Source organism: Pseudomonas sp. LBUM1655 (assembly GCF_059716085.1).
In genome coordinates this window covers 1571535-1586916 of record NZ_CP166801.1, presented here as the reverse complement: position 1 = coordinate 1586916, position 15382 = coordinate 1571535, and the positions used below count along the sequence as shown (strand labels likewise).

General features: G+C 60.0%; 18 protein-coding genes. 8 read left to right on the top strand and 10 right to left on the bottom strand.

Annotation, left to right across the window (positions count from 1 at the left end):
* The first annotated feature begins 55 nt into the window (after positions 1–55).
* Positions 56–970 carry a LysR family transcriptional regulator gene (locus ACA074_RS07150; RefSeq protein ID WP_489878437.1) on the top strand — a complete coding sequence of 305 codons (915 nt, stop codon included), beginning with the start codon at positions 56–58 and terminating at the stop codon, positions 968–970.
* A 172-nt stretch (positions 971–1142) separates the two neighbouring features.
* Here ACA074_RS07150 and ACA074_RS07145 read toward each other — a convergent pair whose 3' ends face one another.
* The 3 genes from ACA074_RS07145 to ACA074_RS07135 are packed head-to-tail and all read right to left on the bottom strand — an operon-like array spanning position 1143 to position 2988.
* Entirely contained in the window at positions 1143–1685 is a 543-nt protein-coding gene (locus ACA074_RS07145; protein ID WP_305441908.1) for a DUF2937 family protein, read from the bottom strand.
* A 12-nt stretch (positions 1686–1697) separates the two neighbouring features.
* Positions 1698–2474: a class II glutamine amidotransferase gene (locus tag ACA074_RS07140; RefSeq protein ID WP_024012022.1), complete on the bottom strand. Its 777-nt coding sequence runs from the start codon at positions 2472–2474 to the stop codon at positions 1698–1700.
* Positions 2475–2490: 16 nt separating this feature from the next.
* Entirely contained in the window at positions 2491–2988 is a 498-nt protein-coding gene (locus tag ACA074_RS07135; RefSeq protein WP_401266523.1) for an MFS transporter, read from the bottom strand.
* Between the two features lie 147 nt (positions 2989–3135).
* Here ACA074_RS07135 and ACA074_RS07130 point away from each other — a divergent pair, with 147 nt between their 5' ends.
* Entirely contained in the window at positions 3136–5190 is a 2055-nt protein-coding gene (locus ACA074_RS07130) for a S9 family peptidase (RefSeq protein ID WP_497678692.1), read from the top strand.
* Between the two features lie 202 nt (positions 5191–5392).
* A complete protein-coding gene (locus ACA074_RS07125; RefSeq protein WP_186548822.1) occupies positions 5393–5866 on the top strand; it encodes a cyclic nucleotide-binding domain-containing protein in 474 nt (157 codons plus the stop codon).
* On the opposite strand, the gene ACA074_RS07120 is transcribed toward ACA074_RS07125, so the two are convergent.
* The gene (locus tag ACA074_RS07120; protein ID WP_187681368.1) at positions 5863–6147 is read right to left on the bottom strand and encodes a hypothetical protein; all 285 of its coding nucleotides are present in this window, start codon (positions 6145–6147) and stop codon (positions 5863–5865) included. The genes ACA074_RS07125 and ACA074_RS07120 overlap by 4 nt on opposite strands.
* A 78-nt stretch (positions 6148–6225) precedes the next feature.
* Between ACA074_RS07120 and ACA074_RS07115 the strand changes: the two genes are divergently transcribed.
* The 4 genes from ACA074_RS07115 (at position 6226) to ACA074_RS07100 (ending at position 8363) form a co-directional block, all read left to right on the top strand.
* Positions 6226–6912 carry a spermidine synthase gene (locus ACA074_RS07115; RefSeq protein ID WP_093103748.1) on the top strand — a complete coding sequence of 229 codons (687 nt, stop codon included), beginning with the start codon at positions 6226–6228 and terminating at the stop codon, positions 6910–6912.
* A gap of 48 nt (positions 6913–6960) precedes the next feature.
* On the top strand, positions 6961–7332 hold the full coding sequence (locus tag ACA074_RS07110) for a YajD family HNH nuclease (RefSeq protein ID WP_007911336.1): 372 nt from the start codon (positions 6961–6963) through the stop codon (positions 7330–7332).
* A 101-nt stretch (positions 7333–7433) separates the two neighbouring features.
* A complete protein-coding gene (locus tag ACA074_RS07105; protein WP_007911337.1) occupies positions 7434–7904 on the top strand; it encodes an RNA methyltransferase in 471 nt (156 codons plus the stop codon).
* A gap of 81 nt (positions 7905–7985) precedes the next feature.
* Entirely contained in the window at positions 7986–8363 is a 378-nt protein-coding gene (locus ACA074_RS07100) for a YgaP family membrane protein (protein WP_095049253.1), read from the top strand.
* Positions 8364–8476: 113 nt separating this feature from the next.
* On the opposite strand, the gene ACA074_RS07095 is transcribed toward ACA074_RS07100, so the two are convergent.
* Positions 8477–9706 (bottom strand): hypothetical protein, encoded by a 1230-nt coding sequence (locus ACA074_RS07095; protein WP_497678691.1) that lies wholly within the window; start codon positions 9704–9706, stop codon positions 8477–8479.
* Positions 9707–9741: 35 nt separating this feature from the next.
* Positions 9742–10191, bottom strand: a complete 450-nt coding sequence (locus ACA074_RS07090; protein WP_122608869.1) for a YcgN family cysteine cluster protein — start codon at positions 10189–10191, stop codon at positions 9742–9744.
* A gap of 165 nt (positions 10192–10356) precedes the next feature.
* Here ACA074_RS07090 and ACA074_RS07085 point away from each other — a divergent pair, with 165 nt between their 5' ends.
* Positions 10357–10950 carry a nitroreductase family protein gene (locus ACA074_RS07085; RefSeq protein ID WP_305441902.1) on the top strand — a complete coding sequence of 198 codons (594 nt, stop codon included), beginning with the start codon at positions 10357–10359 and terminating at the stop codon, positions 10948–10950.
* Between the two features lie 124 nt (positions 10951–11074).
* Here the strand turns inward: ACA074_RS07085 and ACA074_RS07080 are convergent, their stop codons facing one another.
* From ACA074_RS07080 to ACA074_RS07065, 4 genes are all read right to left on the bottom strand, one after another.
* On the bottom strand, positions 11075–12007 hold the full coding sequence (locus ACA074_RS07080) for a D-2-hydroxyacid dehydrogenase (protein ID WP_401266512.1): 933 nt from the start codon (positions 12005–12007) through the stop codon (positions 11075–11077).
* 105 nt (positions 12008–12112) lie between these two features.
* The gene (locus tag ACA074_RS07075) at positions 12113–12406 is read right to left on the bottom strand and encodes a YcgL domain-containing protein (RefSeq protein WP_187680180.1); all 294 of its coding nucleotides are present in this window, start codon (positions 12404–12406) and stop codon (positions 12113–12115) included.
* A complete protein-coding gene (gene rnd, locus ACA074_RS07070; protein ID WP_497678690.1) occupies positions 12403–13536 on the bottom strand; it encodes a ribonuclease D in 1134 nt (377 codons plus the stop codon). Before rnd ends, ACA074_RS07075 begins: the two co-directional genes overlap by 4 nt.
* 163 nt (positions 13537–13699) lie before the next feature.
* Positions 13700–15349: a phosphoethanolamine transferase gene (locus ACA074_RS07065; protein WP_497678689.1), complete on the bottom strand. Its 1650-nt coding sequence runs from the start codon at positions 15347–15349 to the stop codon at positions 13700–13702.
* Positions 15350–15382 lie beyond the last annotated feature (33 nt).

Sequence of the window (15382 nt, the reverse complement as noted above, 5' to 3'; positions counted from 1 at the left end):
AACGAATAAAAACGCGCCTTAGGCATAAGAAAAATTTGTCACCCGAGCCTTGCCCATGAACCTGAAGTTTCTCGAGACCTTTGTCTGGGTCGCCCGGCTGAAGAGTTTTCGCCTGACCGCCGACAAGTTGTTCACCACTCAGGCATCGATTTCCAGCCGCATTGCGGTGCTTGAAGGCGAGTTGGGGGTGAAGCTGTTTCTGCGTGATTCGCGCGGCGTCAGCCTCACACCCGAAGGCTTGAAAGTGCTGGACTATGCCGAGCAGATGCTCGACACCATGAGCGCGCTCAAGCAATCGATCGAAACTCGCTCAAGCAAGGTTGGCCGTGTACGCATCGGCGTGATGGACACGGTGATTCACACTTGGCTGAGCCCGTTGGTGGCGCAGATGACCGACCTGTATCCGCGCGTAGAAATCGAGCTGGTGGCCGATACCTCGCTGAACCTCTGCGATCAGCTGCAAAAAGGCTTTCTCGATCTGATCCTGCAAACCGATCTGGTGCGCCATGAAAGCGTGCGCAGTCTGGAGCTGGCCAGCCATCCGCTGGGCTGGATCGTCGCCAGCCATTCGATCTACAACCGCGACTACGCCGATCTCGCCGAACTGGCGCAAGAACGCATCATCACCTACTCGAAAAACTCCCGGCCGCACCAGGACCTATTGGCGCTGATGCAGGCCAACGGGGTGTTGGCGCCGCGCTTGAATTGCGTGAATTCGGTGTCGGCGATTACCCGGTTGCTGCGCGATGGTTTTGGCATCGGCGTATTGCCGCCGGTGCTGGTGGCCGAGGAGTTGGCGCGGGGTGAACTGACCCTGCTCGCCATTGATCAGCGGCCACCGAATCTGCAAGTGGTGGTGTCGTGGCGGGTGGGTGTGGAGTGGGTCGAGGAGATTGTGACGTTGTGTCAGCAGGTGCTGGAGGGGTATGCGCAGAAGGTGGGTGAAAACTACATCACCCTTACTAACTGATCACATACTTGTGGTGAGGGGATTTATCCCCGACCGGCTGCGCAGCAGTCGTACACCAAACAACTCAGTCTTTCTGACACACCGCTTTGCCGGGTTTGGGGCTGCTTCGCAGCCCATCGGGGATAAATCCCCTCACCACAAAACCCCCTCATTTCAGGGGGTTGTGCAGAATTTACAAGCCGCGCACATCCCGGTCTTCAATCGGCCGGCTCTGGCGCAGGCGCTTGCCGCCCAGTACCACCCAGTCGATCAGACGGAACAGGCATTCGATGCCGAACGACAGCAGCAACGCGCCGCTCATGCCCCAGATCATCGCTTCCGGAGTCAGCAGGATCTGATAGCTGTAGCCGTTCCAGGTTTCCTTGCGGATGTCCGGGTCGGCGGCCAGCACCACTTGCAGGAAGCGGATGTACCACGGCCCCTGCATGGCCTGGAACTGTTTATCCAAGGCCAACTGACGATTGAGCATCGTGCTCAGGCTATCGGCATCGCTGCGAAACACCGGGTCTTCACTGGCGCGATAATGCGCGACCAAGGCCTGCATGTCGCCCTTGAAAAACTGTTCGGCCGTGCCCTGGAACCCACGCAGACCAGTCTGCGCCTCGATCAGATGCGCCTCGACGCGTTTAGCGTAATCGTTGATGAACCCCGGCACCTGGACACCGATCAACAGGCCCGCCGCAAACAACACCAGCCGTAGATAACTGAGCAACATGGGGTGCAATCCTTATTCGGTCTTGCCCTGGCTTACGCATTCGCCGCGTCGCCACAGGCTCCATTGGCCCGGTTCGTAGCGGGTCCAGGTTTCGTTTTCGGTCAAGGGTTCGGTGGCAATCACCGTCACCACATCGTTGGGCGTGGTTTCGGCCTGGAAATCGACGATCACATCGACATCCTTGAGCCGCGCCGGGCCGAACGGTGCGCGCCGGGTGATCTGCGCCAGTTTGGTCGAGCAATAGCAGAACAGCCAGTCGCCATCGCTTAGAAGGCAGTTGAACACGCCTTTGCTGCGGTATTCGGCGCACGCGGCGACCAGATCCGGCAGCAGCACTTCTATATCGACCGGTTCCGGAAAGGCTGCACGTACGCGGTTGAGCAAATCGCAGAACGCCGCTTCACTGTCGGTATCGCCAACCGGGCGGTAGAAACTTTTGATCGGGGTGAAATCGGCGAGCTGGCCGTTGTGCGCGAAGCACCAGTTGCGCCCCCACAGTTCGCGCACGAACGGGTGGGTATTGGACAGGCAGACCTTGCCGACGTTGGCCTGGCGGATGTGGCCGATGACCACTTCGCTCTTGATCGGGTAACGCTGCACCAGATTGGCGACTTCCGACTCGCTGCTCGCCGCCGGATCCTGAAACAGCCGCAGGCCACGGCCCTCATAGAAGGCGATGCCCCAGCCGTCGCGGTGCGGGCCGGTGCGGCCGCCGCGCTGCATCAGCCCGGTGAAGCTGAACACAATATCGGTCGGCACGTTGGCACTCATGCCCAGTAATTCACACATGTGCGGACTCTCGGGATTACAGACGCGGCTCGACCCGCATGCGCTGCGGATTGCTCGGTACCGGCGGACGGCCATAACGGTCATCACCGGCACCACCGAACGGCTGATCATCGTCGCGTTCATCGGCGCGAGCTGCGGCCTTGGCGGCGTCGGCCTGTTCACGGCGAGCCTTGGAGGCACGTTCGATCGGGAAGCGGATCAACACGAAAATCAGGTAGATACCGAAGGCGATCATGCCGTACATGAACAGATCGGAGACCGCGCGCCAGGCGTTGTTGCCGACCTTGAACGCCAGATCCAGTGCGGTAATGGCGATGGCCGGAGCGACCTTTTCCTTCACGGGGTCAACGATGGTCGGGCTGAAGAGCAATACCACCATCAACACGCGCAGCGGCTCGCGCAGCCAGCGCCACATCCAGGTGGTCAGGCGCATCCATACCAACAGGCAGCCTACAGCGGCAAAGGCGTAGAGGCCCCAGGCGATCAGATAGTCGTTCTCGGTCATGGTGTCCATGGCAAGGCAGGCAAAGAGGCGCTTATAGTAACGACTTTTCGCCCGCCAGGCTTGTCCCAATGCCAGACGGCGAGCAGCAATCCCTGTGAGAGCATCAGTCTCAAGCGCTGCGAAATCCCTTTTCCGAATATTGTCCGAGAGCCTTCCATGCCCGAATCCGCCAACGTCATCAGCGCCCCGATTGCCCACAAGGCGGCCGACGCCGACCCGTATGCCTGGCTGCAAGAGCGCGACACCGATGCGGTGCTCGACTACCTCAAGGCCGAAAACGCCTACCAAGAAGCGCAAACCGCCGATCAGGCCGAACTGCGCGAAACCCTGTTCGAAGAGATCAAGGGCCGGATTCTCGAAACCGATCTGTCCCTGCCCTCCCCTTGGGGGCCGTACCTGTATTACACGCGCACCACAGCGGGCGACGAATATGCCCGGCATTACCGCTGCCCGCGCCCGGCGGACGACAGCCTGACCCTCGACGAAAGCCGCGAGCAACTGCTGCTCGACCCGAACGTGCTGGCCAATGGCGGATTCTTTTCCCTGGGTGCGTTCAGCATCAGCCCCGATCACCAGCGCCTGGCCTACAGCGTTGATGCCTCGGGCGATGAGATCTACACGCTGTTCGTCAAGGAACTGTCCAACGACAAGGTCAGCGAACTGGAATTCGAGGACTGCGACGGCAGCATGACCTGGGCCAACGACAGTCTGACGCTGTTCTTCGGCGTGCTCGACGACACCCACCGCCCGCACAAGTTGTTCCGTTATCGCCTCGACGGCACTGCCGCTGAAGAAGTCTTCCACGAGCAGGACGGGCGTTTCTTCCTGCATTGCTACCGATCCAGCTCCGAACAGCAATTGCTGCTGTCGCTGGGCAGCAAGACCACCAGCGAAGTCTGGGCACTGGACGCCAACCAGCCGCACCTGCCGTTCACCTGCCTGGCACCACGCGTCGAAGATCACGAATACGACGTCGACCACGGCCTGCTCGATGGCACATGGACGTGGTTCATCCGCACCAACCGCGACGGCATCAACTACGCCTTGTATCAGGCGCCGGACACTGGCGTCGCGCCGACAGAAGCCGACTGGCAGAACCTGATCCCGCACAGCGACGAGGTGATGCTCGATGGCGTGAGCCTCAACACCGAGGCCATGACCCTGAGCCTGCGCGAAGGTGGCTTACCGATCATCGAAGTTCACCCACACGGTCTGGCGCCTTATCGCGTGCAATTGCCGGACGCGGCCTACAGCCTCTATGTGCAAAACAGCCTGGAGTTTGAAAGCGATCGCATCCGCCTGCGCTACGAGGCACTCAATCGCCCGGCGCAGGTGCGCCAGTTGATCCTCGCCAGCGGCGAACAGACTGTTCTGAAAGAAACACCGGTACTCGGCCCGTTCGATGCTGACGCTTATGTCAGCCAGCGCCTTTGGGCCACCGCGCCGGACGGCACGCAAGTGCCGATCAGTCTGGTGATGAAACGCGAAATGGTCGGCAAACCGGTGCCGCTGTACCTGTACGGTTACGGTGCTTACGGTTCGAGCCTCGACCCATGGTTTTCCCATGCGCGCCTGAGCCTGCTCGATCGCGGCATGGCCTTTGCCATCGCCCACGTACGTGGCGGCGGCGAGTTGGGCGAAGCCTGGTATCGCGCCGGCAAGCAGGAACACAAGCACAACACCTTCAGCGACTTTATCGCCTGCGCCGAATTCCTGATCCTCAACGGCATCACCACGGCTGAAAAACTGGCGATCAGCGGCGGCAGCGCCGGCGGTTTGTTGATTGGTGCGGTGCTCAACCAGCGTCCGGATCTGTTTGGCGTGGCGATTGCCGAAGTACCTTTCGTCGATGTGCTCAACACCATGCTCGACCCTGAACTGCCGCTGACCGTCACCGAATACGACGAGTGGGGCAACCCTGAGGAGCCGGACGTCTACGAGCGGATCAAGGCCTATGCGCCTTACGAAAACGTCACTGCGCAGGCCTATCCCGCGACACTGGTGATCGCCGGCTACAACGACAGCCGCGTGCAGTACTGGGAAGCGGCCAAGTGGGTGGCGAAGTTGCGAGCGACCAAAACCGACAACAACGTGCTGCTGCTCAAGACTGAACTGGGCGCCGGTCACGGCGGAATGAGCGGGCGCTATCAGGGATTACGTGACGTAGCGCTCGAATATGCATTTGTTTTCAAGGTTCTGGGGCTGGCCTGAGGAACTCCGTCGGTCACTTGGGTCTTAACTCAAGACCCAAGAGGCCGATACCTACAGTTCCATGTAGGAGCTGCCGAAGGCTGCGATCTTTTGATTTTGATTTTCAGACAGGCAAGATCAAAAGATCGCAGCCTTCGGCAGCTCCTACACTGGAACCGTGCAGCGCCTGAAATCAGTGAACACAAAATAAGATCGCAACGACATGTCAGAACCGACCTTACTGAACAACGAAATCCGCGACTGGCTGATGGACTGCGGCCTGTTCGACCAATTGCAACTGGCCGACTTCGCCGCCGCCTCCGGCTACTTCAGCATCAGCACCGTGGCTGAAGGCGAAGCAATTTTCCGTGAGGGCGATGCTGGCAGTTTCATGTGCATCCTCCACACCGGTCAGGTCGCCGTGCAGAAAACCGGTGCCGACGGTCAGGTCATCACCATGGCCACCCTGCGCAGCGGTCGGGCGTTCGGGGAAATGGCCGTGCTCGACGGCGAACGGCGCTCGGCCACTTGCGTGGCGGCGAGCAATTGCCAGTTGCTCAATCTGGGCAAGGACTCGCTGGAAAAAATGCTCAACGACGCGCCGAAAATCGCCGCCAAGATCATCCGCGCCCTCGCCGTCTCCCTGTCCAAACGCTTGCGCATGGCCGACGGCCAACTGGCGGCGCAACAGGTTTAACCGCCGGGGGATTTGATCTTGGTGCCGGTCTGTTCAATACCCGGCACCGGTTGATCCTTGATTGGTGGGCTGGGCATTTCGATCGGCACAAGCGGCGGGCTGCCACTGCCGGCGCCCGACTTGGGGATGTTGATCGGCGTGATCTGTGGATATGGGGTTGGCGTTGCGGTGCCGGGCGAGCCGGGCTGCGGCGCCGGGCTGACCGGAATGGTCTGCTGCGCCTGCACTGCAGTTATCGAGAGCGCGGCCAGGGCAATGACCGTTAGAATGGTGCGCTTCATCAAGGGCTCCGTTGGCCTTAGTCTGCGCTCAGGCTACTCCCAACGGGCCTGCTTGCCTTCCCCCTTGTAGAGATTTCCATGAAACGTTTCGTTCTGCTCGACACCACCCCGATCCCTGAAAGCGGCGGTGCCCTGTGCCTGTTCGAGTATGGCGAGGATTTCGTCATCAAGATCCAGGGCGGCGACGGCGGGCAACTGATGAACACGCGCATGCACGGCTCTGAAGATGCGCTGGCCGAAATCCCTTGCCGCAAGGTTGCCGGCCGGCCGGACTCGCGGGTGCTGATCGGCGGGCTGGGCATGGGTTTCACCCTCGCATCGGCGCTCAAGCATCTGGGCAAGAGCGCTGAAGTGGTGGTCGCCGAACTCGTGCCGGGCGTGGTCGAGTGGAACCGTGGCCCGCTCGGTGAAAAGTCCGGCCGGCCGCTGCTCGATCCGCGCACGGTGATTCGTCAGGAAGACGTGGCCAACGTCCTGCAAAGCGAGCCGAACGGCTTCGACGCGATCATGCTCGACGTCGACAACGGCCCCGAAGGCCTGACGCAAAAGGCCAACAGTTGGCTGTATTCCGCCGCGGGCCTGAATGCCTGCGCCAAGGCACTGCGCCCAAAAGGCGTGCTGGCCGTGTGGTCGGCCAGCGCTGACCGGCAGTTTTCCGACAAATTGAAGAAGGCCGGTTTCAAGGCTGAGGAAGTGCAGGTCTTCGCCCACGGCAACAAGGGCACTCGCCACACGATCTGGATTGCCGAGAAGCTCAAGGGCTGAGCTAAACTCTGTACATAACCGTCATTAGTCTTCTACAAAGGTGAACCCATGAGTTCGTCCACCCCAACCAATACGTCGAAGCTGGATCGCATCCTCGCCGACAACCAGCGCGACAAGGAAATGGGCTATCGCGACAAGGCCCTGAAGATGTACCCGCACGTCTGTGGCCGCTGCACCCGTGAGTTTTCCGGCAAGCGCCTGAGCGAACTGACCGTGCACCACCGTGATCACAACCACGACAACAACCCGCAGGACGGCTCGAACTGGGAGCTGTTGTGCCTGTACTGCCACGACAACGAACACTCGCGCTACACCGATCAGCAATACTTCAGCGAAGGCTCGCTGAGCACGCCGAAAATCGCCAAGGCGACGCACAACCCGTTCGCCGCACTGGCCGGGTTGATGAAGAAAGAAGACTGAACCAGCCATGATCGTTCCCACGCTCTGCGTGGGAACGATCAGTGCCCGCCCTCCCCCAATCCCCGTATAATCGCGCTCTTTTTCCCGAAGGCACCCCGCTCGTGGCAGACAAACGTTACAGCTGCATTGGTTTGTACAACCCCAAATCACCGGAGAACGTCGGTTCGGTGATGCGCGCCGCAGGCTGTTACGGCGTGGCGTCAGTGTTTTACACCGGCAAGCGTTATGAACGCGCCGCCGATTTCGTCACCGACACCAAGCGCGTCCACTACGACATCCCGCTGATCGGCATCGACGATCTGAAAAAGATCCTCCCGCTCAATTGCGTACCGGTCGCCGTGGAACTGGTCGAAGGCGCCCGCCCGCTGCCGGAATACACCCACCCGGATCGCGCGTTGTACATCTTCGGCCCGGAAGACGGCTCGCTCGATAAAGAGATCCGCGACTGGTGCGAAGACGTCGTGTACATCCCGACCACCGGTTGCATGAACCTCGCCGCCACGGTCAACGTCGTGCTCTACGACCGCATGGCCAAAGGCCTGAACACGCGCTCCGGGCCGAAATTCCGCTGAAGCGTCGCACATCCGATGGAACAAGCTGACCGCTCCGGCAGTCAGCTTGTTTATCCATTACTCATTGCCTGGAGAAAGATCATGACCGAGCTCAAACGCGTCGAGCGTATCGAATCCACCCCGTTTCAGAGTCGTTCCGAGCAGAACGTCGAAGGCTGGGAGCGCATCGGCTCGCTGGCCGGTGGCGTGATCATGGTCGGCAAGGGCCTGCGCCGTGGCGGGGTGTTCGGTCTGATTCAGGTGGCGATTGGGGGTGTGGCCATGGCTCGCGGGATCACCGGGCACAGTTCGGTAAAAAGTCTGTTTGAGAAAAGCCGTCAGGACATGAACAACGTGCGGGCCAAGATCGAGCGGGCCGGAGAAGAGCTGAGCAAGCTCAAAGCCAATGCCGAGGCGGCGACCAGCACGGCGACGGTGACTGGTAATGATTCGGTGAAATCGCCGAAAGCCGGGGTTTGATCCTGAATTTGTTGTAAGGCCTGTGGCCTCTTCGCGAGCAGGCTCGCTCCCACATTTAATCTGTGTCGAACACAAAACCAGTGTGGGAGCGAGCCTGCTCGCGAATGGGGATATTACTGAAGCAACGCGGTATCAAGCACTTTCGAGGACTCGCCCAGAACGCTCTCGGCCAGTTGCACAAACTCCTTAGTGCTCACCGTCCCCAGATGCATCGCCCCGCGCAACACATCATCCAGCGAACGCTTGTTGCGCGTCTTCAGGCGAATCTCGCCATCCAGCTCCTGCAACACAATTACCGCTTTTGAAATTTGCCCCGGGCTGACCTGCTCGCCGCGCAGCGTTGTGACCTTTGCGCCATCCTTGGCCAATTTCGCCTGCAAACTCTGATAACGCTCGTCACTCATACCGCCAGCCCGGCGCACCAGTTCGATCGCGTAATACTCGGCAAAACCCTCACTGATCCAGTCACTGCGCTGCTCGTCATTGATCCGCCCGAACACCTGCGCCAACTCGCGTACCAGCGCACTGCTGCCGCTTTCGCTGACCAGCGGCAACCGCGTGTTGAGGTAAATCGATTCGTGCGCGCCGAGGCTGCCGCGCCACATCGGGTCGTTGGCGCCGACGATCAACAGTTTCGTGGGATGCCGTGGATATAGGGCTTGAACCTGAGGCCAGACGAAGGTGAGCAAGGTCAGCACATCCATCCGGCGCATGCCCTGCCCTTGCGGCGAGGCCACGGTGACTTCGGTTTCGCCCAGACGCGTGCGGCGGCTGCCCAAGTGCCCGGCGAGCATCCACCCGGTCGGGCGGTCGAACAGACGCGAGGGGTTGTCGATGCGGAATTTGTTTTTGCCGACGCGCGGCCAAGCGGTTTCGATGCTTGTCCAGCCGTCAGGCAATTCGAACTGCAGGCGCGAGACCAGTTCGGTGCCGTCCTGCTGATCAAGTTTGGCCGGCGGCACCAGTTCGTCGCCGCGCATCAAAGCCCAAGTCGGGGTCATGCGCGTGTCGAAGCTGCCGTTCTTGCGGCCGTGGCTGATGCGCACGCGGTAGGTCAGGCTGGACTTGTCGCTGGCCGGACGCCAGACGCCGCGTGCCTGCTTGCCCGGTGTCAGCAGCCATTGGCCGTCGGCCTTGAAGTCGCTGAAGTGACTGCCGTCGCCGAGGTCGAAATCCAGGCTGCGTACGGCTTCGCCTTTGGCCAGGGTCAGGCGCACTTCGGCCTGATCGCTCTGCGGCAACAGGCGCACGTGATAATCCAGATCGACTTTCTTCGCCGCCCACACAGGGGCGCTCAGCGCCAGCAGCCCGGCGATCAACCCCCGCCGCAATCCCACAGCCATACACACTCCTTGTTGAAACTGGAATCGGTGGGCGTCTAGCCAGCCCGGAAAATCAGGTGATCTTCCCAGTCATCCTCAGGCACGCTGCCTTCGGCGAGCATGCGCCCGGACTGGGAAATACGCTCGTGGTGCACTGCATCGCGGTCGCCGCAGACCAAGTGGTGCCACAACGGCAGATCCTTGCCTTCGCTGACCAGTCGATAACCGCAGGTCGGCGGCAACCATTTGAATTCTTCGGCCTGGCCCGGGGTGAGCTGGATGCAGTCAGGGACAAACTTGAGGCGATTCGGGTAATCGCTGCATTGGCAGGTTTTCAGATCCAGCAGTTTGCAGGCAATGCGCGTGTAATAGACGCTGTTGTCTTCTTCATCTTCGAGCTTTTGCAGGCAGCACAGACCGCAGCCGTCGCACAGCGATTCCCACTCCTCGTGATCCAGCTGATCGAGGGTTTTGCGTATCCAGAACGGTTCGACTTTGGCGGCCATGGCTCAAGCATCAACATCAGGTGGTGAAAAGGCTGCCAGTCTAGTGCCCAAGGCCTTTCGGGCCAAGCGCTGGCGACTGTCGGTAAATCGTGCTTGTCAGCCCAATCGCCGCCAAGTAGGGTTTTGCCACGGTTTTATTACTCAAACGTAGCAAGGAATCTCTTGATGAGTGCCAACCCTCGCGTCGCCGATTACGCCATTCACCCGCAGTTCACTGATCGCTGGTCACCCCGCGCCTTCACCGGTGAAGCGATCCCGGAAGAAACCCTGCTGAGCTTCTTCGAAGCCGCGCGCTGGGCACCATCGGCCTACAACTCACAGCCGTGGCGTTTTCTCTACGCGCGACGCGATACGCCGAACTGGGAGCGTTATCTGGGCCTGCTGAACGAGTTCAACCGCGGCTGGGCGCAACACGCTTCAGCGCTGGTGATCGTGATCTCGAAAACCACTTTCGCCGTGCCGGGCGCCACTGAAGAGACGCCGGCGCTGTGGAGCACGTTCGACACCGGTTCGGCGTGGGGCCATCTGGCGCTGCAAGCGAGCATCAGCGGCTGGCACACCCACGGCATGGCCGGCTTCGATCAGGAGCTGACGCGCAAGGAACTGAATATTCCTGAGGGTTATGCCCTGCATGCCGCCGTTGCGGTGGGCAAGTTGGGTGACAAATCGACCTTGGCCGAGTACCTGCAAGCACGCGAAGAACCAAGCCCGCGTCGCCCGCTGAGCGAATTGGCGGCTGAAGGCGACTTCACCCTTTAAGCCATCACAAAAAACAATGTGGGAGCGAGCCTGCTCGCGAAAGCGCTGTGTCAATCAACATTGATGTCGACTGACACGCCCTCTTCGCGAGCAGGCTCGCTCCCACAGTTTTTATTACGTTGAATCAGTAACCGCGTGTGAAATCCACTTCCCCACGCAACGGTTCGCCCGCCTGATACGCCTTCAGGTTCTCGACAAACAACTGCACCATCAACGCCGGTGAAGTCGGTGCAGAGCTGTGACCGGTCAGCAGCAGGCCCCACGCCGTCCAGAACGGATGACGCTGCGGCAACGGTTCCTGACGGCAAACGTCGATCACCGCACCCGCCAGATGCCCTTCCTTGAGGGCCTCTACCAGATCGGCATCAACCACCGCTACACCACGCCCGACGTTGATGAACAACCCGGTCGGCTTGAATTGTTTGAACAGCGCTGCGTCGTAAACATCATGGGTATGCGCCGTGTTCGGCAGCAGATTGACCACGTAGTCCACTTCGCCCACCAGCCGTGGCAGATCGGCCATCGACCCGACTTCAACAAACGGTGCCTGCTCCCGTGCGCTGCTGGCGATGCCGTACAGTTCGACGCCGAACGGCAACAGAAACTGCGCCACGCTCAGGCCAATATCACCGGTGCCGACAATCAGCACCTTGCGCCCGACCAGGCTCTGGCCGGTGCGGTTGTCCCACTTGCGCTCGACCTGGCTGACCAGTCGCGCCAGTACTTCGCGTTCGTGGCCGAGCATGTAAGTCAGCACGTATTCGGCCATCACCTGGCCAAAAATCCCCACCGCGCGGGTCAAGCGGTAATCCCGGCGCAGGCCGTCGGCGAGCAGCGGCGTGATGCCGGCCCAGGTCGACTGCAGCCATTGCGGTTGATGGCCCTGCCGCAACAGGGTCGCGAGCAGATCCGGTTGCCCCAGCCACACCGGGCAATCGGCGGCCTTGCGGGCCAGTTCAGCGGAGTCGCCGCTGGTCAGCACTTCGAGTTCCGGCGCTGCCTGTTGCAGCAGCCGGGCGTATATCGCGTGGTCGTGTTCAGCAATCAGAACGCGCATCTTCAAACCTTTCGCAAACCGTGCAGACGGCCACCGGATTCAGGGTGGCCATCGCGGTAAAAACAGTTCCAGAGTTAACAAAGGCCCAGAACAGGGCCTTGCAGATCACATCGGGTCGTTGCGTCGCAGCAACTCTTCGGGCAAGTGTTCGATGTACTCGTCCTCGGCAGGCGGCATTTGCAGGTGATAACCCTGTTTGTCGAGGTTTTCCAGGACAACGACGATGTCCTCGCTGGCCAATTTGCGCTCGGGAGTCAACACCAGGCTAAAGGCAAAAATGGCTTTGCCGAAGGCCGCCATCAACGCCTCGGGCACACGTTCCAACTCATCGCTCTTGAGCACGTAGAGATACATGCCACTGCGCTTGGAGCTTTGGTAAATAGAGCAAATACGTTTCAAGGCTGTTCTCCGGCGGTGGCCAGGCTGTCGAGCAGCTTCTGACCCATAAGTTCGCGGCGCCAGCCACGCAGCGACTCAGGCAATTGGTAAGGACCCTCGGGGAAGCCGCTTTTGACCAGCGCTTCGAGGGTTTTCTTGCGCAGCATCAGTTCTGGAGCGATGCCCAGGCGCTCGGCCTCGGCCTGCCCCAGGGCGCGCAGTTGCTTGATCAGTGCAGCCGCTTCGATCGGCAACGGCTCTGGCACAGCGGGCGGCCATTGATCAGGCCCCACACTGCCAGAGCGCTTGATCAGATCAAGCAGAAATTCACCGTCCTGACGCACGGTACGCGGGTGCATGTCTTCGATCTTGCCCAGCGCACTGAGGGAGTCCGGTTGCGTGCGGGCCAGCGGCCACAGCGAGTGCTCACGGACGATACGGTTGCGCGGCAGGTTGCGGTCGCGGGCTTCGCGCTCGCGCCAGGCGCACAACTCGCGAAGCACGGCCAGTTGCGCACGGGACAGTTTCCACGCCAGTTTGGCCTCGCGATAAACCTCATACGGATCGGTTTCCCGACGCAGGTTGGCGACCAGTTCGGCGCCGTCCTCCAGCACCCAGGCAAATTTGTCGTCAGACAGTTTCGGCCGCAGTTGTACGAAAACCTCTGCCAGATGCACGGCATCTTCGGCGGCGTAACTGATTTGCGTGTCGGACAAAGGACGCTGCAACCAGTCAGAGCGGGTTTCGCCCTTCGGCAGTTCGATGCCGAGTACGGCCTGCACCAGTCGCGAATAACCCATCGAGAACCCGAGGTTCAGATAAGCGGCGCCCAGTTGGGTGTCGAACATCGGTGCCGGCAAGCTGCCGGTCAGGCGCAACAGGACTTCGAGATCTTCGCTGCACGCGTGCAAGACCTTGAGCACCGCCGGGTTTTCCAGCAATGCGGCCAGCGGTTGCCAGGCATTGATGGTCAGCGGATCAATCAAATAGGCGCGTTTGCCGTCGCCAACCTGCAACAGACCGGCAATCGGGTAGAAGGTGTCGACCCGCATGAATTCGGTGTCGAGGGCCACGAAAGGCAGCTGCTGCCACTCGGCGCAAAATTGCGCGAGGCTTTCGTTGTCGCGAATCCAGTGAATATCGATGGCCACACGGCTCTCCCTTGAAGAATGGCGCGCAGTATATATCGCCACTGGCGATTTACGCGCCTGCGAAGGGCAAGAGCTGTAACGAAATGTCCTGCCAGAGAGCAAGAATAGTCTGACAGAGGAAACAGACAGGCCCGTCGTGTCAGGACGACAGGCCCGAAGCGGTTCAGTCCTTCGCCAACACGCCGTCGATCACTGCACCACGGCAACCGGCGAACATATCCAGACCCGGCTGATACACCTTGCTGCGCACTTCCAGCAGGCCAAGCATCGAATGGAACAGGTTGTCCTGGCTCAGCGGTTTGTCGCGGCTCATTTGCAGACAATGGGTGTCGACCGAATAGGCTTTCTGATAGTTGTCGGAGAACCACGCCAGCATCGCGACATGTTTCTGTTGCTCCGGCGCCAGCATGTAAGGCGTGCCGTGCAGGAACAGGTTGTACTCGCCCAGCGACTCGCCGTGATCGGACAGGTACAACATCGCGGTATCAACTTTGTCCTGATTGTTACGCAACACATCAATCAGGCTCGACAGCACATGGTCGGTGTAGACCAGCGTATTGTCGTAACCGTTGACGATACTTTCGCGGCTGCAATTGTTCAGTGCATTGCTTTCACAGACAGGCGTGAAGTGCTCGTACTCCTTTGGATAACGCTTGAAGTACTCCGGGCCGTGGCTGCCCATCTGGTGCAGGACCAACACGGTGTCCTTGTCCAGATGATCGATAAAGCTTTGCAGACCTTGCAGCAGGATTTCGTCGCGGCATTCACTGTTGGCGCACAGCGTCGGGTCTTTCAAATTGCTGACATCCTGCAAGGTGACACGATCACAAGTGCCCTTGCAGCCGGACTGGTTATCGCGCCAGATCACGTCGATGCCAGCACGTTTGAGCACATCAAGCAGGCCTTCTTCGTTCTTGGCTTTACTGGCGTCGTAATCCTTGCGGCCCATGTTGGAGAACATGCACGGCACCGAGACGGCTGTTTCAGTGCCGCATGAATGCACATCGGTGAAGGCGATCAGCCCCGCTTCCTGGTCCAGCTTCGGCGTGGTGTCTCGGTCGTAGCCGAGAATGCCGAAGTTCTCGGCACGGGCACTTTCACCCACCACCAGCACGGTCAGGGATTTGCGCGGCTGAAGATGCAGATCCGGGTTGCGCTGCGCGTCTTCGCCAATCTTGACGAAGGGTTGCTGCGCCGAGACAACCTGCTCACGCAGGTAACCGGCCGAGGCGCCAATGTAGTTGCTCGGCACCAGCATCAAACGCAATTCATGGTGATTGCGAAACAACGACGACAGGCCTTGATAGTTGGCCAGCGCCACCCCACCGATGACCGCAACCGACGCCACGCTGACGATAACTTTGCTGAACAACTCATGATGCCAGCGACGATAGCTGACCGGCACTTTCCATAACAACCAGGACGGTAAAACTCCGAGCAGGAATATATAAGCAAACAACTTAAACGACAGCAAATCACGCACTTCCGTAACATTGGTTTCAGCAAAGTTACGCAACATGCCAGCATCAATCATCACGCCATATTGGCTCATGAAATAAGCCACACCGGCGCTGATCAAAAACATCAACGTCAGCACCGGTTTAAGCAGCGGGCGGAAGGCCAGAAACGTCAGCACGATGTTGAACGCCGCGAAGATCATCACCCCGAAAGCCACGCGCATGGCGATGCCCTTGCCGTCTGCGGCGGTGATCTCGAAGAGGTGCTGCCAGAGCACAAAGTTGAAGCCGAGCAAAAGAAAGGCGCTGGCAATCAACGTCACCCATTCCGGGCGCACGGCTTTTAACTTCAACATAGAGGTTGGCGATTCCTGAAAAGAAGAGCTGTG